Raw genomic sequence first — 25,281 nt, forward strand, 5'->3', positions numbered from 1 at the left:
TTCGCCAAGCGGGTAAGGCTGATCGACCTGGGGGTCTGCGGCAAATGTCAACTTACGGCGGGATAGCGAGATATAGCCGACCGTCCTCAAGACACTGCCCTGCCCCGCAGGGCCCGGCGTTGCTTTACCTGACCGCGAAAGGCTCTGCGCCTGTCCGGCAAGAGCGCGGGTGCCTGGCGCGAACGGACGATCGGCGATGAGCTCGAAGGACGATCCTTTCGGCCCGGCGGGCAAGACCGTCATTCGCTCCACGCCACGGCGTGAGCGAAAACCGGCACCGAGCCCTCCCGTCGCGGATGGCGGACAGCCCTCGCAGGTCAAGGACTCGACCGTGTTCGATCCCGGCGTCGGCCGGCATACACCGCCCGGTTGGACATCCGGAACCGTGATTTATCAAGGAACACCTTCCGCGGACGCGCCGGCTCCGGCCCTGCCGCAGGAGACCCTGCTCAATGTCACGGACAGTGTCCGATATGCCGCGGCAAATCAGATCCTTGCCGCGGCCGCACCGTTGCTGATGCTGTTCGGCCAGCTCAGGCTTATCCCGGTCGAGAGACAAGCGGAGCCGTTGGCGGAACACGTCACCGAGGCGATCGACAAGTTCGACAGCGCACTGGAGAAAGCAGGCGTTGCCGAAGAGGATGCGCGGATTGCGAAATTTGTCCTGTGCGAGACCGCCGACGATCTCATCGGCAACCTGCCGTGGCCATCGAAAGACGCCTGGGCGCGGCACAGCATGCTGTCGCGGTTCTTCCACGTCGAGCCCAACGGCACGGGCTTTTTCGAAGCACTGAATAAAGTCCTGGCCAGCCCAGAGGCGCACTACGATCTGCTCGAACTGATGCATGTGTGCCTGTCGCTGGGGTACGAGGGCCAATATCGCGGCCTGACACGCGAGGACACCAATCTCGAACGCGTCCGGCGCGACGTCTACGAAACACTTCGCTATTTCAGGCCCCGCGCCGACGAAGACATCTCGCCTCGCTGGCAGGGCCTGGCGGCGACGATGACGCAGTCTTCGACGCGCCTGCCGCTCTGGGCCGTTGCGGCAGCGGCAGCGGCGCTGCTGACGGCGGCATTCTTCGCGTTGCGGGTCGTCATCACCAATGAAGGCGACGCCACCGCTGGTGAATTGCTGGCCCTCAACCCGTCGACACCGATCGCCATCGAGCGCGCCAGCGTGGCGCCTTTGGCCGAGCCGGAGAAAGCCATCCCTCCGGCAGCCACGACCACGCAGATCGATCGCATCCGCTCGGCACTGGTCAAGGATGTCGGAGCCGGTGGGTTGACCGTCGGGACGAAGGGCGACTTCATCGTCGTGGAAATCAACAATCTCTTGGTGTTCCAGTCCGGCAGAGCCGACGCGAAGCCGGAGTTCCAGCCGATAGCCGCCGACATCGCAGCCGCCTTGGAACCCGAGCGCGGACCAATCAGGATCGTCGGCCATACCGACAATGTGAAGCCGCGAAAATCGAGCCCGTTCAAGTCCAACTTCGATCTTTCCGTCGCCCGGGCGAAGGCCGTCGAAACCATGATGGCGCAGAAGTTGAGCGATCCTTCGCGACTGACGGTCGACGGCAAGGGCGAGGACGAGCCGATCGCCGACAATGCAACACCGGAAGGCCGCGCCAGGAACCGCCGTGTCGATGTGATGATCGCCAAGGAGGAGACATTGTGAGCAGGGCCGGTTGGATGCGCCGATGACGCGTTGGCTGCTGCGGATATTCAGCGTGATCGCGCTGGCCGGTTTTTCGGCCGCAGTGTGGTTTGCCGGACCTTTGATCCGCTTCGCCGATAGCCGTCCTCTTGGGCCGGCCTGGCTGCGCGCGGCAATCATCGGTGTGATCGTGGCGGCCGTGGCGCTCTTCTATGGATTGCGTTTCTGGCGGATGCGCAAGGCACAAAAGGCGCTGGAGACCGCCGTTGCCCGCAATGACGACAGGGATGACGACTCACAGGTGCTCGAGGCGCGCATGAACGAAGCGATCGCCGCGCTTAAACGGTCGAGCGGCAAGCGCAATTTCCTCTATGAGATCCCCTGGTACATCATCATCGGCCCGCCCGGTGCGGGCAAGACAACGGCACTGGTCAATTCGGGTCTGAATTTTCCGCTGGCAGGTTCGGGTGATGCCCAGCCGGTCGCCGGTGTCGGCGGAACACGTGCCTGCGACTGGTGGTTTACCGACGAGGCCGTGCTGATCGACACCGCCGGACGCTACACGACGCAGGATTCCAATGCCGAGAGCGACAAGAAGAGCTGGCTCGCCTTCCTGTCGCTGCTCAAGCAGTACCGCACGCGGCAGCCGATAAACGGCGTCATCCTGGCGATCAGCCTCGCTGATCTCATCGGCCTCGACGATCAGCAGCTTGATGCTCACGTCGTGGAGATACGCAGCCGGCTGCGGGAAATCCACGAGACGCTGAAGATCCAGTTTCCAGTGTATCTGCTGTTCACCAAGGCCGATCTTGTTTCCGGGTTCATGGATTACTTCGGCGCTTTCGACGAGCCCCGCCGGCGCAAGGTCTGGGGCGCGACATTCCAAACCACGGATCGCAACAAGAACATGGCGGCCGAGGCCCCGGCTGAATTCGATGCGCTGGCAAGACGCCTGGTCGAGGAGATGCCCGACCGCCTTCAAGAAGAGGTCGATCCGGTCGCGCGCATATCCGCCTTTGGTTTTCCGGCGCAGTTTGGTGCGCTGAAGAGCCGAATTACGAGTTTTGTCGCCGGCTTGTTCGATCCGGCCCGCAGCCAGGTGAATGTCAGCCTGCGTGGCCTCTATTTTTCGTCGGGTACGCAAGAGGGAACGCCAATCGATCAGGTGTTGGGCGCGATCGGCCGCAGCTTCGGCGGCAATTCCCGCGCCCATCTTTCGGGAACCGGCAAAAGCTTCTTCTTGCATGATCTGCTGACGGGCGTCATTTTCGCTGAATCCGGATGGGTCTCCTACGACAAATCGGCTGTAAGGCGTGCGGCGATCGCCAGATTTGCAGGACTTTGCGCCATCGCGTTGATCGCCGCGGCGGCCCTCGGCACCTTGGCCCTGAGCTTCACGGCCAACAGATCACTGATCGCCTCCACAACGCAGGCCATGGGCCAGTATCGCGCGACGGCGGACACGCTGCTCAAAAGTACCGAGGTCGCCGACGTCGACCTCGAAAACGTCATTGGCCCGCTCGACCAGTTGCGCGATCTGCCGGCTGGATTCGAAACCGGCGACATATCCACACCGATCGAGGAGACCTTCGGCCTCAGCCAACGGGAGAGACTTCTTTCGGCATCCAGGACGGCTTACCGGCAAGCGCTGGAACGCATGTTGCGGTCGCGTTTGCTGATCCAGGCCGAGCGGACGATCCAGGCCAAGATGGCCGACCCCGCCGCGCTTTATGAGCCGTTGAAGATCTATCTGATGCTCGGCGGCAAGGCGCCAAAGGTCGACGACGCGCTGATCGTTTCCTGGATGAAGCAGGATTGGGAGCAAAACCGGTATCCAGGCGAAAACAACCGCGCGGGACGCGAGCAACTCGAGAAGCACCTGCGCGCCATGCTTGCCCTGGACGACGCCTATGATCCGGTTTTCGAACTCAACCAGCCCCTCATCGAAGCCGCCCAGCGTTCGCTCGGGCGCATGAGCCTTGCCGACCGCGCCTCCGCGTTGATCAAGTCGGCGGTGTATTCGGCGGCGCTGGACGATTTTTCCGTTTCCGTAAAAGGCGGACCGGAAGCGCAGCTATTGTTCGAACGTGTCGATGGCAGCGACCTGTCAGGCCTTCGCGTGCCCGGCCTCTACACCTGGGCCGGCTTCAATCACTTCTATCTCGGTCAGCTCTCGCACATTGCGCAGATGCTCGTCGACGACCAGTGGGTGCTCGGCGGCGGCGGCGAGCAAGGCGGCATCGACCAGGAGTTGCTCAAGCTCGGCCCCGAACTTCTCGATCGTTACGGGAAGGAGTTCGCAGCCGCGTGGAACGGCGTTCTCGACGGGTTGAAATTCAAGGCGATGCTGAAGGACAAGCCGCATTATATCGCGCTTTCCGCCGTCGCCTCGCCATCCTCGCCGATCGAACAGCTGTTTACCGCGATCGCCGACGAAACGGCACTGACGCGGGGCGCTGTTTCCGGCAAGGACTCAGGTGCCGAAGCCGGCACGGTTCAAGGCCAGTCACAAGAGGCCGTAAACATGGCCAGAGGCCTGGCTCGCATCGGCATACAAATTGCCACCGGAAAATCGCAAAGCCGTGCCGGCACAGGATCCGCAAACGCGCAAAACCAAAATCCCGGGGCCAACGTCGAAGCGCAGTTCAGGTCGTTCCAGACCCTGGTGGGCGGTCCTGCCGGACACCGCCCGATCGATGCCTTGACCCAGAATTTCCGCGATATCTACCAGAGCCTGCAACTGGCGACCGACGTTCCCTCCCAGACGGAACGCGTCAACGCAAACCTGCAGCTCCAGATAGCCACTCTTCGCGCCAATGTCTCACGCCTGCCCAAGCAACTCGCCAGAATGGTCAATGCGACGGCGGACGAGTTTGAAGGTAACGTCACCGAGACCTCGGTGGCGAATTTGAACCAGATGCTCGATCAGTCGGTCACGGCGCCCTGCGAGGCGGCCGTCAACGGCCGTTACCCTTTCTCCGGCAATGGCTCCGAGGACATGGCAATGGCGGATTTCGCGAAACTGTTCGCCCCCGGCGGGCTGATGGACCGGTTCTTCGCCCAGAATCTCGCATCGCTGATCGACATGACGGGCCAGGAGTGGAGCTGGAAGCAGGATGCGCGCTTCGGGCGCGACCTGTCGAAGTCGACGCTGAAGAACTTCCAGCTGGCGGCCGAAATCCGCAGCGCCTTTTTTCCCCAGGGCGGTTCGGTGCCCTCGGTCAGCATCACCTTCACGCCGTTCTCACTGCATGGCGACGCCGACGCGGCGGTGCTCGATGTCGATGGCCAGACAGTCCAGAGCAACCAGGCGGGCAATACGCCGAGCACCGTCACCTGGCCGAGCGGCACGGCTTCCGGATCCGCCAGTCTGAGCCTGACGCCAGAGATGCCAGGCCGCGAATCCGCCATCAAGTTCGAAGGTCCGTGGGCGCTGAAACGCCTGCTGGACAAGGCGACCATCACCGGCAACGACCCCAATGTCGAAGCCCGCTTCGTGATCGGCGGGCGTGACGTCACCTATACGATCCAGACTGGCTCCGGGCCCACCCCCTTCTTCCTTCCCGCACTTTCGGGATTCAGCTGTCCGAAGGCGTTCTGAGATGGGCTTCGAGCTTTTCAATGCATTGACAGCCTGTATGAGCCCCACGCGCCCGGAGCTTAATTTCTATACTTTAATGGTTGAGCCTGTGGCAAAGTGGCGAGAGCGAGCGCCCGCGAGTGCGCCGCAGAGGACGCGCAAGACGCGTTTGGTGGCAAGTTGAGCAATGTCGCCCTTCCCTTTGACAGCTTCGGCGTGAGCCATAAGGGCTGTGTCCGCGAGGTCAACGAAGACAACTATCTGCTCGAGCCACGAACCGGGCTTTGGGTAGTGGCCGACGGGATGGGTGGGCATGATGCCGGAGAGGTCGCCTCGGCCAGCATTGTCGACCATCTGGCCACGATCGGCATCGCAAGCTCCGCTCCGGACCTGCGGGCGCGCTTCGAGGACAGGCTGAGCCGAGCCAATGCCGAGATCCGCAGGATATCGGAATCGCGCGGCATCACCATCGGCTCCACGGTCGCCGCCCTGTTGGCGATGGACGGACGGTTTGCCTGTCTGTGGGCGGGCGACAGCCGGATCTACCTGATCCGCAACGCCTCGATCTCGCAGATTTCGAAGGACCACACCGAAGTGCAGGAACTGCTCGACCGGGGCATGATCAGTGCAGCCGAGGCGCTCACCTGGCCACGCCGCAATGTCATCACGCATGCGGTCGGCGTCAGCGATGACTTCATCATCGACTTCCAGCAAGGCGAACTGATGCCGGGAGACATTTTCGTGCTGAGCACCGATGGGCTGACAGCGCATGTCACCGACGCGGAGATCGAGGCAGCGGTGGTGTCGGCAACGCCGCAGGCGGCCTGCGAAAATCTTTTGGAAACGGTACTGGCGCGGGGCGGAACGGACAATGTCACCATTGTGCTGGTGAAGATCGGAAACGGGCGCAATGGACAATCGCTGCGCGCTGATCTGTCGAGAGCGGAGGGCTGAGGCTGATGAGCGCCGACGACAAGACGCGAATATCGCCGCAGGTGGCCAACACCGCCGTAGGCACGCAGCTCAGCGGCATCTACGAACTTGACGAGCGGATCGCATTCGGCGGCATGGGCGAGGTCTACCGTGGCCACAACATCCAGACCGGAGACCACGTCGCGATCAAGATCGTCCTGCCCGAGTTTGCCCGTGACCAGACGATCCTGTCCTTGTTCCGCAAGGAGGCCTCGATCCTCAACCATTTATCGCATGACGCGGTCGTGCGATACCACGTCTTCACCATCGATCCCGGGATCGGCCGTCCCTACCTTGCCATGGAATTCGTCGACGGCGAGTCGCTGTTCGACATCATGCGACGCGGGCCGATGCCGACGGAAGAGGTGCGCAAGCTCTGCCATCGCCTCGCATCCGGCCTGAGCGCCGTGCATCAGGCGGGCGCGATCCATCGCGACCTTTCACCCGACAACATCATCCTGCCGGGAGGCCGCGTCGACCGCGCAAAGATCATCGATTTCGGCATTGCGCGGTCGGCGACCGTGGGCGGTGAGACGCTGATCGGCGGAAAGTTCGCAGGAAAGTACAACTACGTTTCACCCGAACAACTCGGCCTTTACAGCGGCGACGTCCGTGAACAGTCCGACATCTACAGCCTTGGGCTGGTGCTGGCCGCCGCCCTGCGCGGCAAGCCGATCGACATGAGCGGATCACAGTTCGAGATCATCGAAAAGCGCCGGACGGTGCCCGACCTCTCCGACATCGACGAGGATTTTCGCGGCATTGTCGAAGCCATGCTGCAACCGGATCCGCAGGACCGGCCGGTCAGCATGGCGGATATCGCCAGGATGACGCGCGACGAAGACGAAGGAACAACGCCGCCGACGTCGATCACCCCCCGCGACCGGCCCGGCTTGCCCAGAGCCGGGCAGACCCTTGCTCCCGATCCCAAGGCGCAGTCCCAGCCATCCAACGTCCCGGGACACAGTGCGTCGGCGGCAATGGGCGCGGGCGCGCAACCCTTCGTCCCGCATGTCCGGCCCGCGCTTTTGTCCGAACCGCAGCCTCGGGCGAACCCCAGCCCGCCACGTGCGGCCGCCCGCAACGCCCCCGGAAAACCCGCAAGGACCCGCACCGTCGCGATCGCCGCCCTGGCCACGCTGGCTGTCGCCTCAGGTGCCGGCCTTTACCTGGGCGGCTTCATGACGCCCGCGCCACCGACTGCGAGCAAGACGTCGCTTTCCGCGCCCGAACCGTCGAAGCCTGCCGCGGAAACGGCAAAGCCGCTCCCGGCCGACAAGATCGCGAACGCCCCGGAACCGGCAAAGCCGGTTCCGCCGGCGCAGCCGCAAGCCAGCGTAGCGCCGACTGAAAGTCAGCCGGAGACGGAGGGGGCTCAAAAGCCGCAGCCGGCCGAGGCCCCGCCGAAGCCGCCGGCAATGGCGGCGCAACCGCAAACAGAAGCGAGCACGCCGTCGGCCGAAAACCAGGCAGATGCCAAGCCGGTGCAAGCGCCGGAGCCGGCGAAGCCCACAGCCCCGCAAGCAGCGAAGCCCCTGGAGCCTTCGGCAACGAACGCGCAGCCAGAGACATCGCCGGCAATCCAGCCGGATAGGATGGCCAGCAACAGTCAGATGTCGGCTCCAGCATCCGAGACGACAGCTCCAACGCCGCCAGCCGAAAAGGTCGCAGCGCCGCCGCCGGCTCAGCCAGAGGCCGTGCAGATCCAAAAGCCCGAGTCACAGATCAGCCAGCCGGAAGCACCCAAGGCGGCCGTGCCGGCACCCAAACCCAGCGTGAGCCAGACAGACGCCGCGAACGCCGAGGGCCAAAACACCTCGTTGCCGCCAACCAAACAGCCGGACCAAGCTGTCGTCGCGTTGAACGTCCCCAAACCAGCGATCCCCCCGGCCGTCGACGACAGCGCGCAACGAGTCTCCTGGGTTCGCGACTTCAGCGGCGGCGACTGTTTCTATGCGACCATGACATCGTCAGCCGACAAGGCCCCCGCGATCGAAGGATTTGGCACGGCTGTCCAGCCATTCGAACAGATGCTGGGCGCTTTCCAGGCAAAATTCCATGTCGAGCCGGACATCAGCGTCCGCCTCATTGAGCCGAGCCAATGCGAAGTCACCAACTTTCTGCGCTTTCTGGGGCAGACCGCGGCCGACAGACCGCAGCTTGTTCTCGACCGGACATCGGTGCCGAACGGTACGCCGATCCGCGGCACGCTGGTGACCCATGGCGGGCTCATTTCCAGTGTGCTGCTGATCGACCACAAGGGCATGGTGTTCAACCTCGACGACCGCATCGTCGTGCAATCGGGCAAGGCTACCTTCAGCATCCCGATTGGGCTGGGCGCCGCCGACAAAGCCGCAGGAAAGGCCGTGCCTCAGATCATAATGGTGATCACGGGCCCGCAGGATATTCAGGCGGCTGCCTTCTCCGCGCCAACGCCAGCATCGGTGCTGCTGCCCAAAATTCTCGAGGAGATCGAAACCGACGGATCTCAGTTTTCAGCCACTGCCAAGTATTTCCGGCTCGGCGGATAGCATGGGCGCCCGATGGAACTCAGCCGCGCGTGTCTGCCCCCTGCCGGCCTGCCCATAGAGCAGCGTGATCCGGCTCCAACCCTGCCCGCCCTGACGGGCCGCATCAAGCTTGCGATCATGGCTGGAGCGGCACTGCTGGCCGTGCTGGCATCCAGCGAAGCGCGCGCCGAATTCACGGTCTGCAACCAGACGCTCGACGTCGTCAATCTGGCGGTCGGCCAGAAGGTCGACAATGCGGACCAGACCGACGGCTGGTGGACCATCGGCGCAAATCAATGCGTGAATGTCATCCGCGAGGAACTGACGAACCGCTACATCTACATCTACGCAACGGACGTGTTTGGCCATGCGATCCTGACAGGGTCGACGGAAATGTGCATCGAGCGCCGGCGTTTCTCAATCCGCGGCATCGACGACTGTTGGCAGCGTGGCCATATCGCGGCGCAATTTCTCGAGGTCGATACGCTGGAACAGGTGCGATGGACCTTCTTCCTGACCGGAAGCAGTCCGTGACGCACAGTATCGACACCAGCTTCAAGCAGAAGAAGCAGGCGCGCGCCGCGCTGCGCAGGCGCACGCTTTGGCGCAGGCTCATTGCCGGTTTCGCCGTCATGGTCCTGCTGTCCATCGCCGCCGGTTTCTACTTCACCGCGGACTATTGGTCGTTCGGCGACGAAGACGAGGAATTGCACGCGGTCGAAGGTGCGGACGATGTGCCGGCCGATGCCTCCGTCTACGTGCCTGCCATCATCGACCTGGCGGGAGATCCGATGTGGATCACCCTTGCGCCCGATGCCGACACGGCAAGCAAGGGCCATACGGTGGCGCGCCCGGCCGAACTCGACAGTTCCGGCGCCTCGCCGCAAATCGAGATCCTCTCCGACGTGATGCTTAGCGCCAGCGAAAAGTTCATGACGACGATCCCGTCGACGCAGGAGGACTTCGCGTTCTTCCAGGCGCAGCGGCGGACTGCTCCGGCATCTCCGGCTGCCGCACCCACTGAGCAGGCCGCTCCACCTGCCCCCGCGGCGGCCCCGGACGACCAGCAGGGCGACCTGAATAATGACCTTCAGGCGGCACCCGACGCGAGCGGGCCCCCAGCCAGTTCGGTGCCCAAGCAGGATGCCGACGACCCGGAGGCCGGCTGGGGAGAGACCGTCAATCAGGGCGAGGCAGCGCTGCCCGCCTTCACGAAGACCCAGATCGAGAACAATACGACCGTCGCAACCGTGACCAGCGAGTACCAGCGCTTCGAGGCGACCGAAGACACGTTCGTGAAGATCCTCAACGACCGCAGCCTGGACAGCGTTGCGCTCGATGCACATTTCTCCGCCGACGATGCCAAGCTGGCGGGCGAAGCGCTGAAGGCGCTCTTCAACCGGGACGGGCTGGAACCGGGTTATGTCGTCGCCATGCGCGGTTTCCGGCCGAACCGCGGGACGACCACGATGTCGCTCATGCAGGTTTCGATCTACGCCAAGAATGTCTTTGTCGGCACGCTGACACGCAACGCCGCGGGCGCCTTCGTGTCGGGTGTCGACCCCTGGGTGCGCGAGGACCTGTTCAACTATTCCGGTACCGATCAAGGCGGGCCCAAGCGGCAATACCGCCTGCTCGACGCGATCTATTCGACGGCCGCGCGCAACAAGGTTCCGACCGGCGTCATCGGCGAAGCGATCATGTACCTGTCACGAGGACAGGACCTCGACGCCTTCGCCAGCGAGGACCAGCGGCTGGTGCTGATCTATTCGCAGACGCCGCGCGGCAAGGACGAGACGTCCGGGCGGGTGCTGTATGTCGGCGTCCAGGGCGGTGAGAAGACCATCGACTGCTTCGTCTTCCAGCAGAGCGACGGCCAGTTCGCCTGCGTCACGGGCAATGACGAGGTGCGCTCGCTGACTGTTGCCAACGGCATGGTCACGCCGGTGAACGGGGTCATGACCTCGACCTTCGGCCCGCGCAAACACCCGATCCTCGGCGTCGTTCGCATCCACAAGGGTGTCGATTGGGCAGCCCCTGTCGGCACGCCGGTCGAGGCGGCCTTCGACGGCGAGATCAGTTTCCAGGGCGATGGCGGCAGCTATGGCAATCTGGTGAAGATCTCGCATGCGAACGGGCGCGAGACGCGCTACGCGCATATGCAAAAATTCGCCATTGCGAGCGGCGTCGGCACCAAGGTGAAGGCCGGCGACGTCATTGGCTATATCGGCACCACCGGGCTTTCGACCGGCCCGCACCTGCATTTCGAGCTCTACCAGAATGGCGAGGCGATCGATCCGCTGGGGACCGCCACCACGGTCGCCACCTATGATGCCGGCAATTCCGGTGACGTCGCCGTTGAAACGTTGACCGAGCGGATCGTTCATGTCGAAAGCGGCGGCAGTGCCCGTGCCAAGAACCCGAACTCCTCGGCGACCGGCGCCGGCCAGTTCATAACCAAGACCTGGATCCGGATGATGAATACCTATCGTCCGGAACTCGCGCGCACGCTGTCGACCGCCGACCTGCTCGCTCTGCGCTACGACGCCACGATCTCGCGTGAGATGGTGCGCAATCTGGCGCGCGAAGGCGAGGCTTATCTTAGGGCACGCGGTCACCAGATCACCGCCGGCCGACTCTATCTCTGTCATTTCCTGGGAATGGAAGGCGCGCATCAGGTGCTGTCGGCGCCAGCTTCGGCGCAACTGAGCGCCGTGCTGGGATCGGCCGTCATCCAGGCCAACCCGTTTCTCACCGGCAAGACAGCCAGCTATGTGGTGGACTGGGCCGAAAGGAAAATGGGCCAAAAGCTGAGCCGTGTCGCCACCGACGCCAACCCGCAGACAACGACAACGGAAATCCGACAGACATCGCCGGAGTTCGAAAAATACAAGCAGGCTGTCACCGCCCTCATAAGTTCGATTGAGAATACGCTTTGAGGCCGCCCGTCATGGCATTGCGGTCCAGATCACAAACGCCCAGCAGGTCGTTGAGAAGTGGCGCAACCGCGGCTGTGCGGCGAGATGATCCTCCGCCACCCCGGCGCAACAACGACTTACTGCCAAAGGCACTGACCTTCGGCGCCGGTGTGACCGTGGGTGGCGCGCTCAACCGATGACCGGTGCGCGCTACTGCGTCTTTATCCGCATTTCCACGCGGCGGTTGACCGGATCGTACGGGTTGGGGCTGCGTGGATTCTTTTCGCCCATGCCGATCGCGTCGATGCGGGCCGCCTCAATCCCCTTGGCCGTCAGGAAGGCTGCCACCGATTGCGCTCGTCGTTGCGACAAGCCTTCGTTGTAATGCACCGTGCCGGTGGCGTCGGTGTAGCCTTCGACGACGAAGCTGAAAGTGCTAAGCCTGCTGTCCTTGAGTGCTTTGGCGAACTCGTCGAGTTCAGCGCGCGCGGTGGTGTCGAGCGCGGCCGAATCCAATCCGAAATTGATCAGCATATCGAGGCTGGATTTTTCGGCCGGTCCTTCCTTTGCCTTGCTCTTGCTTTTGCACTCCTCCTCAGTGCCGACACAAATTCCGCGCGACTTGCCAAGATCGGCCGCGCCGGCAAAAAACTTCACGATGTCTTCTGATTTCTGAACGGGGTCGGCGGAAGCGTGGGTCGAGAAAAACACGACCGCCAACACAAAGGCTGTACTGCCCCACTGCATAGCGGTTACTCCTGTTTGAGCATCCGATTTCGACGACCATGATATCAAATTGCAAGGCGATTGTCTGTCGATAAACGCTGGGGCACGATTGTGCCGACGGGTCCCGCGGCGTCACAGGTTCAGACTTGACCCGCGCCGCGCCTGAGGCTTGAGTGGCCAAGGCTTCTCGATGAAAGCGTGGCGGTCATGGCCAATGGGCTCCGATTCAAGACGGCACGGGATCTTTTCATGGCTTGTCCCGCCATTGCCAGGGACATGGGAACCCTTCCAACCGAACAGAACTCGATCGCGTTTTGCCGCGACCTCCTTGCCGGGCGCGTTCCCGAGGAAGCGATTACCTTTTGTGCCTACCTGCTTCCCGAGCGGGCCGCGGTCTGGTGGGCGCATGAATGCCTGAGCCACCTGACCGAGCTGTTCGATGGGACCGATCAAGAACTGCTTGCGCATGTTCGCGACTGGGTGGGTGAACCGGACAATCCCCGTTACCGGGCAGCTGTCGGCACAGCCGCGGCGGCACCACCGACAACGCCGGTCGGCTGGATTGCTCTGGCCGCCGGATGGCGTGACAACGGCTCGGCCATGGCCACGACCGAGGTAGCGGCCTTGCAACCGTTTCCTGCCGCCCATGCAGTCAATGCCGGAATACTGGCCGGACTGGCCCGTGTCGCCCTCACGGACCGGTTTGCCGTTCTTTCGGCATTTGTCGACATGGGCATCCAGATGGCCGAGATCGAGGCGTTGCGCCAATCGGCGGATGCCTATTAGGGCCGCCATCCCGACGGAATCGGCTGGAGCCGCCACCTGCCTGCCTATTTGCAGCCGCCCTGCGCCCATTTGGCAAGCGCCACCTTGAAGCGTGTGCCCAGCGGATGTTGCAGGCGCAGCACCGAGACATCGTTGGCGGCAAAATTCTTCGCCTGATCACACAGCCGGGCCTCGTTCCATTCGTGGCAGCCGTCGCAGTGCTTGCCCTCCCAGACCGACTTGTCCAACCCCTCCACGGGGCTGAACAACGGCTTGCCCTTGATCAGTTCGGCGATGCTCTTGCCGTCGATCGCCGCATCGCCGAAGTCGATCGGATGGTCGAAAAGGATCGGGGCATCCGACGCCAGTTTGGGGATTTTCTGACGCAGCACATCGAGCGCAAGCTGGTCATCGCCCTGGTTCGCCGCCGCGCCGGTGTTGCGCGCTTCGGAGCCGCTTTCCGCCTGAGGCGTACTCGCCTCGCCAACGATCAATGGCGCATTGAGATCGACCTTGTGGAGGACAACCTCGGTGGTCAGCGAAACGTTGATCCAGGGGCGCTGCTTGCCGGCGGTTGCCTTGAAGACGTCGCTGGTGACCCTGTTCATGGCCTCGGTGATGGAGACGTTGGATTCGCCGATGTGCTGAAGCAACGCCGCGGTGAAGGGCGAGTGCTCGCCCGACCCGTCATAGGCGAGCTGATTGGGGCTGGCGGCGAAAGCGACGAGCGTGCCGGCGCCTCCATTCTCGATCGGAATCTCGGCCAGGCCGCTGCTCGCGCTGTTGACGCCCGCGGTCTTGGCCAGCGCCTCGGCGAGAGGATTGTCGCGGCAGGCGTCCAGAAACACCAGCCTGATGCTGGTCTCCCGCGACATCTGTCGCAAAACGAAATCGACCGACACAGCCTCGAAGTCGAGAGAGGTCTCGTCCTCCAGCGCGGCGTCGACCGGAAGCAGGTAGTTCTTGCCGGAAACCTGCAAGCCGTGGCCGGCGTAGAAGAAGAGCGCGATGTCGGCACCACGCACCTGTTTTGCGAACTGGGCAATCGTCGCCTGCGTCTGCAATTTGGTCTCGTCGAAGCCGGAAACCACCTCGAAGTCGAGCTTCTTCAAGCGTTCGGCCATGGCCTGGGCGTCGCGCACCGGATTGGCGAGCGCCGCCGCGTGCTGGTACTGGGCATTGCCGAGGACAAGCGCCACGCGGCGCTCGGCGCTGGCGCCAGTCAAAGTCAACAGCAAGGCGAGCGCCGCAAGACAGGCGGCGCGAAAGAAGCCACCGCGAAGGGCGATCGGATCGGACTTCACCGCAACCTCAAAGCTTGGTAGCGGAAAACTCGATCCGCCGATTGAGCGCCTTGTTCTTGGGGGTATCGTTGGCGGCAACCGGCCGCTCCTCGCCATAGCCCGCGGAACTGACCTGGTTGCGTGGGATGCCGGCGGCAACCAACGCGTCCGCAACCGCTTGGGCCCGGCGCTCCGATAACAGCTTGTTCGCCTCCGGCGATCCGTCTGAATCGGTATAACCGGAGACCTCGACCTTCAGGCTCGGGCATTTTCCGACGACGCCTTCAACCTCGGTCAGCAAGGGGCGGCTTTTAGCATCGAGCCGCGCACTGGCGGGCCGGAAATAGATGGCGCCGGTGCGCGAGAGCACGGCGAACCTGTTCAGGCATTCCTCGTCGCTGAAGTTCGCCTTGGCGGCATCCGTGGCAACCGGGCCCACATCGGCCGAACTCGCCGCCGCGACCTGGGTGGCGGCCGGCTTGCTGCCATCCGCGGTAAAGACGAAATCGAACGATACCGACGCAGTGGGCACGATGTTGGTGACGTTGGCGGCCTGCTGCAGCTTGTCGATGTTCGGCAACAGGCCGAAATCCTCGACATGGACCGCGACCGGAGCTTCCGACGCAACCGACACCATGGTGTCGCTGATCATGGTGACGACGACGCTGGCCTCGAGGTCCTTGTCGACGCCGTGCATATTGAGGCGGAATGGCAGCGTTGCCTTCACCCTGCGCTTCGTCGCGAGGTCGGCGAATGCGGCAGGATCCACCTTCGCCGTAAGCTCGGCGGTCGGGTACTTGAATGTCTCGAAGAACAGGAAGCGCATGCGAACGTTGCGCAGATCGACACCGGTATCGACCGAATTGAGGTCGAACGTGACCTTGGCATCACCCGCCGAGCTAAGCGTGCCGGTGATGTTCCTGATCTTGTTGGTCTCGACGATCGTGTTCTTCTTGACCGACTGGTAGGTGATCACCGAAGCGGTGGGATCGAGCGTCCAGTTCGGCGCGGCTCCCGCTTGCGATCCGAACAGCAGCAGCCCGGAGAAAGCGACGATCAGGCCAAGAGCCCTTATGGCGGGGTTCCCAAACCCCGTTTTCCACCGGAATGCGACGACTTCGAACATGGAACGCCCCTGCCCAGGACCACCGTATCGACACGACACCAAGCGCCAGCATAGAGCACTTGCGCCTGGTTGGCGAGCACTCCCGGCGGAGGGAGCATGCGCCAAGCATCCGCGAAGGACTGCGGTGCCACAGATTCTCGTCACCAGCCACTATTTCCACCGCCAGTGCTACCGCCGCCCGCATTACCGCCGGTACTGCCGCCGCCCAAGGGCGCAATCACAGGTACGGATTCGTTTTTCACGGGCTTGATCAATTTCTTGGCAGTTACTTTTTTCTGCCTGATAATTTTGGGTGCAGTCGTCGTGCGAACGGTCTTCGTCCTGTGCTTGGACGCCGGTGCCGGTTCGACCTTCGGCATCAAGGTCGTGCAACCGGCGAGCGCCAGGGCGCTGGATAGAAAAGTCATTATGAATGCGTGCTTCAATGCCCTGCCCACTGTTGCCTCCTCGTTGCTCAGAACAAGTCCCGACGCGGATTAGCCTGCTCCCACACCGCCCTGGCCGTCTTGACCAATTGGTCCTCGACCGGGCCAGTCGCCGGGATTTTCGATTTGAGTCCCGAGCGCAGCTGTTTCAATGCCGCTGTCTTGGCCTTCGCCGGAAACTGCGCCAGCGTTGTCCGAGCGCTCGGCAACTCGTCGCGTAGATCAAGACCTACCGCGAACGCCAGATAACGCACCGCTATCGCCTGGTCGGCCTTGTCGCCCTTTTGCATCTCAAGAGCCGCGCGATCATATGCACCGGAGTAATCGCCTCGGGCGGTCGCCAACTCGAAGAGCCTTTGTGCCTCATCAAGGTTTTGCGCCACGCCAACGCCGTCTCGATACATGCGCGCAAGACTGCCGGGAGCGTAGGGCTGGCCGAGGTCCATTGCCTCCTGGAACAGCGTCTGCGCCTGCTTCGGATCCTTCTCGACGCCGCGCCCGGTGAGATAGTTGCGGCCAAGAATGTTCATCGAATACATGTCCTGCCGCTCCACGCCAGCCCTGAGGAAGGCGACCGCTCGCGCCGGATCGGCGGGCACGCCGTTGCGGCCTTCCGTGAAGATCGCAGCCAGATCGTTCATGGCATAGGTATGCCCCATCGCCGCCGCCTTGAGCAGCAGGTCCAGTCCCTGGGCGGTATCTCGCTGGACGCCTAGACCATTGAACAAGGCGCGCCCCCATGCGGTCATCCCGTAAGGGTCGCCTTTGTCGGACGCCACGGAATAAAAGTCGTTTGCCTTTTTGGGATCGACAGCCATTCCTATCCCGGACGACGCGATATAGCCGAGCTCGAACACGGCGCGAACGTGGCCTTTGTCGGCTGCCACCTGGATCGCTTTCTTGGCGTCCTCGACCTTGCCGGCCGCAAGCAGTGCCCGGCCCAGTTCGTAACGGAAGCGGGCGACATCGGGATAGGCCTTCACCGCCGCCTCGCAGGCCTTGACCGCCTCGGCGCCGATTTCGTTCGGCAGCAGGCCGGGAACCACGCCTTGCAGATCGAGAGGCTCGCCGGCGGCCTGGTCGCATGGATCGACGCTTGGCGACAGTTTCATCGTGGCAGGCTTTGAGGAGCTGCTGTCGGCCCGGATCTCGAAGCCGACCTCGACAGGACCGGCGGCACCGATCTGGGGCTCGTAGCGCAGCTGATCGACCTCATCCGCCATCAGGCTCGACTCTGGCGACAGGGCACGATCCGGCAGGGACAGGGTTCCCGTTACCGGATAGCTCGCGAGTTTCAGGCTGACCGCGGGATCCCGAGTCGGGAAGTCCAGCTTCAGCGGAACCGGGCCGACACCGACCGGAACGCTGATCTCACGGTCTTCGATCGCCTCGGCGGCGCCGGTGATGTGGATGCCCCGCTCCAGCACCTCCTGCTTCTGCTCGGTCTCGAGCGAGGCCACAATCTGTTCGCCTTCAGCGCCCTGACCGTCCTTGACGCGGAACACCATGATGCCCTGGGCCTGGCCGCCCCAATTGTCATGCGTGGCGTAGGCCAGCATGTCGACCTCTTCGGGCGCACCGACGCCCTTGGGTACATCCATCTTCAGGCGCGGCAGGTCCTTGCCCTCGATCTGTTCGCCGACCGCGACCGCCTTGCCATCCAGCAGCAGGCGTCCAAGCGCGGGCGGCCTTTCGATGCTGACGGTGATCGATCCGCCATCGACATCGACCGGTTCCGGCAGGTCCAGGGCAACAGGTCCGACACCCGAGGGCACGACTTTTTCGAGAACCGGCGGCAGCGAAGGCCGGCTGGCGCGGCGCATCAGGACAACCTCGTCGATGAGCGACGAATTTTCCCAGGGAACCTGCTTGCCGTCGGTGGCCTCTACCACATCGCGGCGCACCGCGGCCATGACCGTGCGTATCTCCTGGTTCGGCGCCAGCGCGCGACGCGAGAATGCGGATGAAAACGGGCTGAGGTCTCCCGCTCCATCATAAGCGACCGCTCCCGGCTCGGTGGCAAAGGCAATCAACGTGTTGAGCGAGCTTTTGACCTGAGCAAGACCGGTGTTCTCTGCGGTGATCAGCTGGTCCCTCAACCAATAATCCTTGCGCGGAAACGGGTTGTTGCGACAGGCATCGAGGATGATCACCTGGATCTTCGATTTCGCGCGCAATTGCTGCAGGACATCGTTCAGCTTGACGGCCTGAACCTCGATGTCGGCCGCATTCTTCAGCGAAGCATCGACGGGGATCAGGAAATTCTCACCACCGATCTGAAAGCCATGGCCTGAATAGTAGACGACGGACAGATCGGCGCCATCCGCCGCCGCGAGGTAGTTGCGGAACTGCTTCTCGAACTGCAACTTTGTGAGATCCTTGGCGACGAACACTTCGAAGCCGGCCAGCCGAAACGTCTTGGATACGTCCTCGGCATCCTTGTCGGGGTTCTTGAGAGTAGGGATTTCCCTGTACTGGGAATTGCCGATCACCAGGGCGACCCTTCGATCGGCCGACGCATCGAAACTCGTAAGGGCCGCGACAAGGAAGATCGCGATCAATCCGCAAAGCCGGAGCATGGCAACTGCCTCAACCGCCGCGACCTGACGACCACAAGCTCCCAAGATTGTGGCATCAAGATCTGTTGAAGAACTCACAATCGGCCGCGACAGGAACGGAAACAAGACCGAAAACCTATCGCGGAAGCTGGCACCTTCCTCATTCGAATGTGTAAACTACCTCACAGCCGAACCGTCCGCAATGAGTGTCGAACCGTCCGGCCAGCTGTCCGGCTCCGGGGCACACCTTTTTTTGAAACAGAAGGATACGGCTGGTAATCGTGTAGCAGCCACCTGCTACCAACGAAGTGAATTTCGGCGCTACCTATTGTGAATGGCGCATCTGGCGATGGCAGTGTAGGGTTCGCCGCACATAAGAATGACCGTACCTGCGGCACCGCCAAGCTGACGAATCTGGGAGGATTCATGGTCGAGATCATCTCCAAGCGGGACGGCCCGCGTCGTGAGGATGTTCAGGTCAAGCGGCTGATCGAGCAGAACCGCTCGACGATCGTTCGACTTGCCGACCAGATCAGCGGGGGCGGCTATTCGGCTTCCAGGAAGCCACGCCAGCAACCCAAGGCCGAGGGCCTGATCATCCACGTTGGCGGCAGCGTGGCCACCGTGACTGAGGCCAAGCCGTCCATCCGCGTCACCATGAATGGCCGTGTGATCTCCAAGGATCAGAATACCGGCCGCCAGCTTCATCATATCGGCGATATCCGCAATCGTGATGGAGAGCAGATCTTCGTTCTGGGAACAAAGCAGAACGGCTTTTTCTCGCCGGTCGACGAAGCCATCGGTGAGGCGCTCACCGAGTTGGACGGGTCCCGGCTGACCGCGACTTACACCGAGGAGCAGCTTGCAGCCGACATCGGCGCGAAACTCGGCATCGACTGACGGCAGGCTGTTGGGCGTCGCTGAGCATGCCCAGTCCGCGACAGCATACAGAAATGGCATACCTCAAAAGGTACTGTGATGACTGAATGAGACACGCGAGCGGCCCCGATCAGATGAAGACAAAGGCTATTCCGTCGCGTGCGTCGATGGCCTCCGGACAGTTGGTTCTGGACAACATCGACTATGACGAGCGCGCCACCATGCGCGCTTGGGAAAGTTTTCTGGCTGACGCGCCGAAGTGCGCCCGCGATCCGGTCCATGTCCGCTCGCTGATCCACGATTCCTGGTACCGCAGCGCCACCGGCGGCATCAACGCTCAAGGCATCGAGGCGCCGCTCAACAGCGACCGTGACGAGATCGAATATCTGACCCGCGCCAACGCCGAGCTGCTTTCGGCGGCGCGGCGATCGTTTGCGTCCCTTGGTCCGTTGCTGGAGGGGACGGGAGCCATGCTGGTGCTCGCCGACAGCGACGGCGTGCTCATCGACGCGATCGGTGACAAGAAGACCCTGCATAACGGCCAGGACATTCATCTGGGCATCGGTGGCAAATGGAACGAGGATGCCGTTGGAACCAACGGCATCGGCACCGCGCTGTGGACTGGAGAGCCGATTTTCGTCCATGCCGCCGAACATTTCTGCGCCGGCATCAAATCCTGGACCTGCGCCGGCGCGCCGATCCGCGATCCCCTGGACGGCAAGATCATCGGCGTTGTCGACCTGTCGGGCTATTCGCCGATCTTCCGGCCGCACAACACCGCGCTGGTCGCGGCCACCGCCAGACAGATCGAAAAGGCCCTGGCCGAACAACAGCAGGAACAGCGCACGCGCCTGCTCGAAGCCTTCATTTCCTCGGCACCCAGCTACCGCCGCAAAGATGGGTTGGTGATCGTCGATCATCGCGGCCGCGCGATCTTCTGCAACAACGTGCCCAATGGCGACACAACAGAGATGATGGACGGCCCGATGGAACCGGGGCGTGGCCGATGGCTGATGAACCTGCCGGCCTCCGGCTCCGACACCGATCTCGCCAACGCGCTGCCGGCGCATCTGCGATCCTGCCATGTCACGCCGCTGAAGCTTGACGGCGATCTTCGCGGCGCGGCTCTGGTGTTTCCATCGGTGCCGGCCGTCTCGACCATGACGGTGATCCGCCGAGAGGAAAACAAGCACCTGCGGACAGCCGCGGCGATGATCGTCGGCGAAAGCGAAAAATTGCTGGCTGCCGTCGATGTCGCCTCCCGGGTGGCCGGCTCGAACGGTGTCACCTCGTTGCTGATAGAAGGCGAAACGGGCGTCGGAAAAGAACTGTTTGCCCGGCTTGTCCATGCCGGCAGCCGACGCACCGAAAACGATCCTTTCATTGCCATGAACTGTGGCGCGATCACCAAGGAACTGTTCGGCAGCGAATTGTTCGGTCACGTCGGCGGCGCCTTCACCGGAGCTTCGCGCGAAGGCAAGCCGGGCATCTTCGAACTCGCCAATGGCGGCGTGCTCAGCCTTGACGAAATCGGTGAGTTGCCGCTCGAAATCCAGCCCTTCCTGTTGCGTGTCCTGGAGGAGCGTGTCGTCCACCGCATCGGCGATTCAAGAGGCCGGCCGGTGGATGTGCGGCTGGTCGCCTCGACCAACCGCGACCTCAAGCAGGAAGTGGCGGCCGGGCGCTTCCGCAGCGATCTCTATTACCGCATCGGGGCGGTCTCGATCCATGTCCCGGCGCTGCGTGAACGCGGCGACGACGTGCTGCTGCTGGTCGAGCATTTCAACCGGAAGATCGCGAAGCTGGCCGGCAACGACCCGCTGGAGTTTTCAAACGACGCCCTCGACGCGCTGCTGGCCTATCGCTGGCCGGGAAATGTGCGCGAATTGAAGAACCTGGTCGAGCGCCTGCATATACTGGCGCGCGGCGGCACGATCGACCTCCAGGACCTTCCCGGGGAAATCAGCGCGGGCAATCGCGACACCATGGCCATGCACGGCGACCATCCCGCGACCATGCTCGAAGCGCCCGTATGCACTTTCGAGGATGCCGAACGCCAGGCGATCAAGAATGCGCTTGTCGCGGAGAGCGGCAATCTCAGCAAAGTCGCGCTGAGGCTCGGCATTTCGCGGCCGACGCTCTATCGCAAGCTCGGCCAGTACGGCATCCGGCGCGGGTTCCTCTGACACGCAGCAAAAAAGAACCCCACGGCATTCGCGCCATGGGTTGGGGGAATTGCGGCCGATGGATCGGACTGGCGATCGGCCTACGCCTGCATTCCGGCCGGGCGTCAGGGAACGATGACGCCACGCCCGGTGAACCGCCGGTTCTTGAAATCGTCGAGTGCGGTGTTGATGCTGGCGAGATTGTATTCGGTGTAGTGCATCTTGACCTTGCCGTCGGCGTTGAGTTCCATCAGTTCGACAAGCTCGGTGAAATTGCCGACCAGGCTGCCGCCGATGTTGATCTCTTCGATGACGAGATGCGCGGTCGGCACATTGATGTTGCCGCCATAGCCGACGACGAACAATTGCCCGCCCTTGCGCACCATCTTCCAGCAGATGTTCTCGACGCCGAGTTCGCCGACGAAGTCGATGACCACATGCGCGCCGCCGCCGGTGATCTGGCTGACCTCCTCGACGACGTTCGGCCCGCCATCAAGGATGAAGTCGGCACCCAGATCCTTGGCCAGCACCCGCGCCGCCGGTTCGCGATCGACGGCGATGATGCGGCAACCAGAGATCGCGTGCAGCGATTGCAACGCGATGTGGCCGAGCCCGCCTATGCCGAGCAGTACGCAATAACTCCCCGGCCGCAGCAGCTTGGCGGCGCGTTTGGCGGCGCGGTAGGCGGTGATGCCGGCATCGGCCAGCGGCGCCACCTCGATCGGCGTGATGTTGGCGTTGAGCTTGATCAGCGAGCGTTCGCTGGTGATGAAGTATTCGGCGAAGCCGCCATTCATGCCAAGGCCGGGGAACTGCCCGTTGTCGCAATACATGTCCTCGCCATGGCGGCAGTTGAGGCAGATGCCGCATGAGCGGAAGGGATGGCAGATCACCGCGTCGCCGCGCTTGACCGATTTGACGCCGCTGCCGACCTCTTCGACCCAGCCGGCATTTTCGTGACCCATGATGTAGGGCAAAAGCGTGCCCTCGGGATCCATGGTCGGCTTCCAAACGCCCTCGATGATGTGCAGGTCAGTGCGACAGAGGCCGGCAGCGCCGACCCGTACGATCACCTCGTCGGGTGCGGTGATTGTCGGCGCCTTGACCTCCTCGATCTTGAGCTGGACGTTCATTCTCGGGTCGTATTCGTAGAGTCTGGCAGCTTTCATGGTCGTATCCTTCAACGTCGGGATTGTCTGGATTGCTTCAGGCGCGGCCGAGTTTTTCCGAGCCGCCGCCGCGCGCCGGACCGGCCGTCGGATCCTCATCCTCGGCGAGGTCGCCAATCAGCGTTTCGGTGGTCAGGATCAGCGTCGCCACCGACGCCGCGTTGGCGAGCGCGGTGTAGGTGACACGAACCGGATCGATGATCCCTGCCTCGAACATGTTCTGGTAGGCGCCGGTCGATGCGTTGTAGCCATAGCCGCCGTTGATGCGGGTGACCTCGACCACCACGGCTTCGGGGTCGGCGCCGGCATTTGCGGCGATGCGCCAGAGCGGTCGCGTCATGACCGAGCGCACCAGGCGCACGCCCTCGGCGACGTCGCCGTCGACCCCGGCCGCCACCTTGTCGAGCAACGGCGCGATCTGTGCGAGTGCCGAGCCGCCGCCGGCGACCACGCCTTCTTCGGATGCGGCGCGCACCGCGTTCAAGGAATCCTCGATCAGCTGGATGGTCCGCTTCTGCTCGACCGGCGTGACGCCGCCAGCATAGAGGATCGCGGTGCCGCCCGAGAGCTTGGCCAGGCGTTCGCGCAGCTTGTCCTGGTCGATGTTCGGCTGCGAGGCCTCATACTGCCGCTGAACCTGGGCGCGGCGCGAGGCGATCGCCGCATGGTCGCCGCCGCCGCGAATGATCGAGGTGTAGGACGAACTGGTCTTCACCCGGTCGGCGGTGCCGAGATCCTCGACCGTGACATCCTCGAGCCGGCCGCCGAGATCGCGCGCGATCACCTTGCCGCCGGTGATGATGGCCAGATCCTCCATCATCGCCTTGCGCCAATGGCCGTATTCCGGCGGATGAACGACGAGGTATCGTCCCGGCCCCTGCTTGCCGAGCAGCGTCACCACCACTTCCGGCGACATCTCCTCGGATACGATCAGCAACGGCCGGCCATTCTCGTCGGCAATGCGGCGAACCGCATCGAGCTGTCCCGGCTCCTTGATCTTGAGGTCGGTCATCAGGATGTAGGGGCGTTCGAGAACCGCCTCCATCTTCTCCTGGTCGGTCACCATGTGATGCGAGAGATAGCCGCGTTCGAAGGACATGCCCTCGACGACGTCGAGCGTGGTCTCGGTGGTGACGCTGAAATCGGTGGTGATGACCCCTTCGGCACCCACGCGCTGATGCGCCTCCGCCACCAGGGCGCCAAGCTTTGCGTTGGTCGCCGCGATGTTGGCGACCGACGCCAGGATGCCATTGCCCTTGGCGGGTTTGGCGGACGTCTTGAGCGCGGCCACCACCGCCGCCACGGCAAGGTCGATGCCCTTGCACAGATCGACGGATTTCACCCCGCGCTCGTTCGCTTCGACACCGCCCTGGATCAGCGCGTTGGCGAGCACGATGGCCGTCGTCGTGCCATCGCCGGCGACCTCGTTGGTCTGCATCGATACTTCGCGGACGACTTGCGCGCCCATGTTTTCGAAACGGTCGTGCAGCTCGATCTCGGAGGCGATGCTGACACCATCGCGGGTCACCATCGGCGTGCCGATCGGCCGGTCGATCATAGCGTTCATGCCTTTAGGGCCGAGCGTCGGCTCGACGGCGGCGGCGAGCCGGAAGACGCCACGGGCGAGAGCGCGGCGAGCTTCGGAATTATGAAGCATTATCTTGGGCATGGTTCCTCCTTCCGCCTTACGGGCGGGTTGTTGGTTAGGGGCCTCGTGCAAGGGAGGCCGTTGCTGTCGGCTCTGCTTCAGGCGGTTGGTGCGACTCGCACCGGCACGCGATCCATGATGAAATCGACCAACGTCGGTTCGCCGTCGACCACATCCAGTTCCTTGTATCTGCTCTGCTTGAGTCCCCGGCACAGCGCGCCGTTGAACTCCATGTTGATGCGCACGCCGCGCAATTCGGCGAGGTAGGCGCTGAGTGCGGCAGGCGGTACGGGTTGCCCTTCCCAGGTCACGAAGACGGGTTCGTCCACCCTGCGGCCTGGAAAACGCTCGAGCAGGGCCGCCCGGTATCTCGGCTTCTGTTTGGCTGCCTCGCCCGGCTCGAAACGCGCGACGTCATATGCCGGCAGGTCCATGCCGAGGATTTCGCGATCGGTGAGACCGTGCGCCTTGAGGCCGCGCAAAAGTGCCTCCTGTCGCCGCTTGAAGGCCTTCATTGCGAAGGTTTCGCGCAAGGCGCCGAGATCCTGATCCTCGGCAAGCACGGCGAAGATGTCGCCGAACGCCTTGCCGGCCTCCATGCCGCGATTAACCTCTTCGGCGAACATGTGATCGTGCAGCTTGACGCGATAGGCCGGTGACCAGGAAAGCTGGTCGAGCGCCTTGCGCACGCCGTCCAGCATCAGGAACGCGAAGTTGGGCGAGCACCAGTAGGTTGGCAGGCGGAAGTCGATCTCCACGCTGCCATCGCCTTTCACCTCGCCCCGCTCGACGAAACCCATCTCGGTGATGGGTTCGTCAAGTTCAGGGTCATTGACCTCACCAAGGCGCCGCCAGAGTTCCTTCTGGCGATCGCCGGAAACGGTGGCGGTTGCCATGGCC

General features: G+C 63.1%; 17 protein-coding genes. 9 read left to right on the plus strand and 8 right to left on the minus strand.

Annotated features, from left to right (window positions below):
* The first annotated feature begins 196 nt into the window (after positions 1 to 196).
* The 6 genes from tssL to MesoLj_RS30730 all read left to right on the plus strand — a co-directional run bounded on the left by tssL (position 197) and on the right by MesoLj_RS30730 (position 11,658).
* A complete protein-coding gene (gene tssL / locus MesoLj_RS30705) occupies positions 197 to 1,678 on the plus strand; it encodes a type VI secretion system protein TssL, long form (protein ID WP_202323665.1) in 1,482 nt (493 codons plus the stop codon).
* Between the two features lie 22 nt (positions 1,679 to 1,700).
* A complete protein-coding gene (gene tssM / locus MesoLj_RS30710; RefSeq protein ID WP_202323666.1) occupies positions 1,701 to 5,258 on the plus strand; it encodes a type VI secretion system membrane subunit TssM in 3,558 nt (1,185 codons plus the stop codon).
* Between the two features lie 159 nt (positions 5,259 to 5,417).
* Positions 5,418 to 6,191 (plus strand): PP2C family protein-serine/threonine phosphatase, encoded by a 774-nt coding sequence (locus tag MesoLj_RS30715; RefSeq protein WP_140775174.1) that lies wholly within the window; start codon positions 5,418 to 5,420, stop codon positions 6,189 to 6,191.
* Between the two features lie 5 nt (positions 6,192 to 6,196).
* Positions 6,197 to 8,740 (plus strand): serine/threonine-protein kinase, encoded by a 2,544-nt coding sequence (locus tag MesoLj_RS30720; protein ID WP_202323667.1) that lies wholly within the window; start codon positions 6,197 to 6,199, stop codon positions 8,738 to 8,740.
* 12 nt (positions 8,741 to 8,752) lie between these two features.
* Positions 8,753 to 9,253: a DUF1036 domain-containing protein gene (locus MesoLj_RS30725; RefSeq protein ID WP_244735212.1), complete on the plus strand. Its 501-nt coding sequence runs from the start codon at positions 8,753 to 8,755 to the stop codon at positions 9,251 to 9,253.
* Positions 9,250 to 11,658, plus strand: coding sequence for a M23 family metallopeptidase (locus MesoLj_RS30730; RefSeq protein ID WP_202323668.1), 2,409 nt, complete (start codon positions 9,250 to 9,252; stop codon positions 11,656 to 11,658). Before MesoLj_RS30725 ends, MesoLj_RS30730 begins: the two co-directional genes overlap by 4 nt.
* Before the next feature lie 189 nt (positions 11,659 to 11,847).
* Here MesoLj_RS30730 and MesoLj_RS30735 read toward each other — a convergent pair whose 3' ends face one another.
* Positions 11,848 to 12,384: an OmpA family protein gene (locus MesoLj_RS30735; protein WP_140775171.1), complete on the minus strand. Its 537-nt coding sequence runs from the start codon at positions 12,382 to 12,384 to the stop codon at positions 11,848 to 11,850.
* Positions 12,385 to 12,570: 186 nt separating this feature from the next.
* On the opposite strand from MesoLj_RS30735, the gene MesoLj_RS30740 reads away from it, so the two are divergent.
* On the plus strand, positions 12,571 to 13,149 hold the full coding sequence (locus tag MesoLj_RS30740; protein ID WP_181180083.1) for a DUF6931 family protein: 579 nt from the start codon (positions 12,571 to 12,573) through the stop codon (positions 13,147 to 13,149).
* A 44-nt stretch (positions 13,150 to 13,193) separates the two neighbouring features.
* On the opposite strand, the gene MesoLj_RS30745 is transcribed toward MesoLj_RS30740, so the two are convergent.
* The 4 genes from MesoLj_RS30745 to MesoLj_RS30760 form a co-directional block, all read right to left on the minus strand.
* Complete coding sequence (locus MesoLj_RS30745; RefSeq protein WP_244735213.1) at positions 13,194 to 14,432, minus strand: caspase family protein; 1,239 nt, start codon at positions 14,430 to 14,432, stop codon at positions 13,194 to 13,196.
* A 7-nt stretch (positions 14,433 to 14,439) separates the two neighbouring features.
* Positions 14,440 to 15,537: an OmpA family protein gene (locus MesoLj_RS30750; RefSeq protein WP_202323669.1), complete on the minus strand. Its 1,098-nt coding sequence runs from the start codon at positions 15,535 to 15,537 to the stop codon at positions 14,440 to 14,442.
* Positions 15,538 to 15,677: 140 nt separating this feature from the next.
* Positions 15,678 to 15,974, minus strand: coding sequence for a hypothetical protein (locus tag MesoLj_RS30755; protein ID WP_244735214.1), 297 nt, complete (start codon positions 15,972 to 15,974; stop codon positions 15,678 to 15,680).
* 17 nt (positions 15,975 to 15,991) lie between these two features.
* The gene (locus MesoLj_RS30760; protein ID WP_202323670.1) at positions 15,992 to 18,541 is read right to left on the minus strand and encodes a caspase family protein; all 2,550 of its coding nucleotides are present in this window, start codon (positions 18,539 to 18,541) and stop codon (positions 15,992 to 15,994) included.
* Positions 18,542 to 18,946: 405 nt separating this feature from the next.
* Here MesoLj_RS30760 and MesoLj_RS30765 point away from each other — a divergent pair, with 405 nt between their 5' ends.
* Both MesoLj_RS30765 and MesoLj_RS30770 read left to right on the plus strand, forming a co-directional pair.
* The gene (locus tag MesoLj_RS30765) at positions 18,947 to 19,420 is read left to right on the plus strand and encodes a hypothetical protein (RefSeq protein ID WP_202323671.1); all 474 of its coding nucleotides are present in this window, start codon (positions 18,947 to 18,949) and stop codon (positions 19,418 to 19,420) included.
* A gap of 86 nt (positions 19,421 to 19,506) precedes the next feature.
* Positions 19,507 to 21,585 (plus strand): sigma-54-dependent Fis family transcriptional regulator, encoded by a 2,079-nt coding sequence (locus tag MesoLj_RS30770; protein ID WP_202323672.1) that lies wholly within the window; start codon positions 19,507 to 19,509, stop codon positions 21,583 to 21,585.
* A 104-nt stretch (positions 21,586 to 21,689) separates the two neighbouring features.
* Here the strand turns inward: MesoLj_RS30770 and MesoLj_RS30775 are convergent, their stop codons facing one another.
* From MesoLj_RS30775 to MesoLj_RS30785, 3 genes are all read right to left on the minus strand, one after another.
* Positions 21,690 to 22,733, minus strand: a complete 1,044-nt coding sequence (locus MesoLj_RS30775; RefSeq protein ID WP_202323673.1) for an NAD(P)-dependent alcohol dehydrogenase — start codon at positions 22,731 to 22,733, stop codon at positions 21,690 to 21,692.
* A gap of 37 nt (positions 22,734 to 22,770) precedes the next feature.
* On the minus strand, positions 22,771 to 24,402 hold the full coding sequence (gene groEL, locus MesoLj_RS30780) for a molecular chaperone GroEL (protein ID WP_202323674.1): 1,632 nt from the start codon (positions 24,400 to 24,402) through the stop codon (positions 22,771 to 22,773).
* Between the two features lie 77 nt (positions 24,403 to 24,479).
* Positions 24,480 to 25,277 (minus strand): iron-sulfur cluster assembly protein, encoded by a 798-nt coding sequence (locus tag MesoLj_RS30785; protein ID WP_202323675.1) that lies wholly within the window; start codon positions 25,275 to 25,277, stop codon positions 24,480 to 24,482.
* Between the last annotated feature and the right edge of the window lie 4 nt (positions 25,278 to 25,281).

It is taken from the genome of Mesorhizobium sp. 113-3-9 (genome assembly GCF_016756515.1).
In the GTDB taxonomy this organism is placed as follows: domain Bacteria; phylum Pseudomonadota; class Alphaproteobacteria; order Rhizobiales; family Rhizobiaceae; genus Mesorhizobium.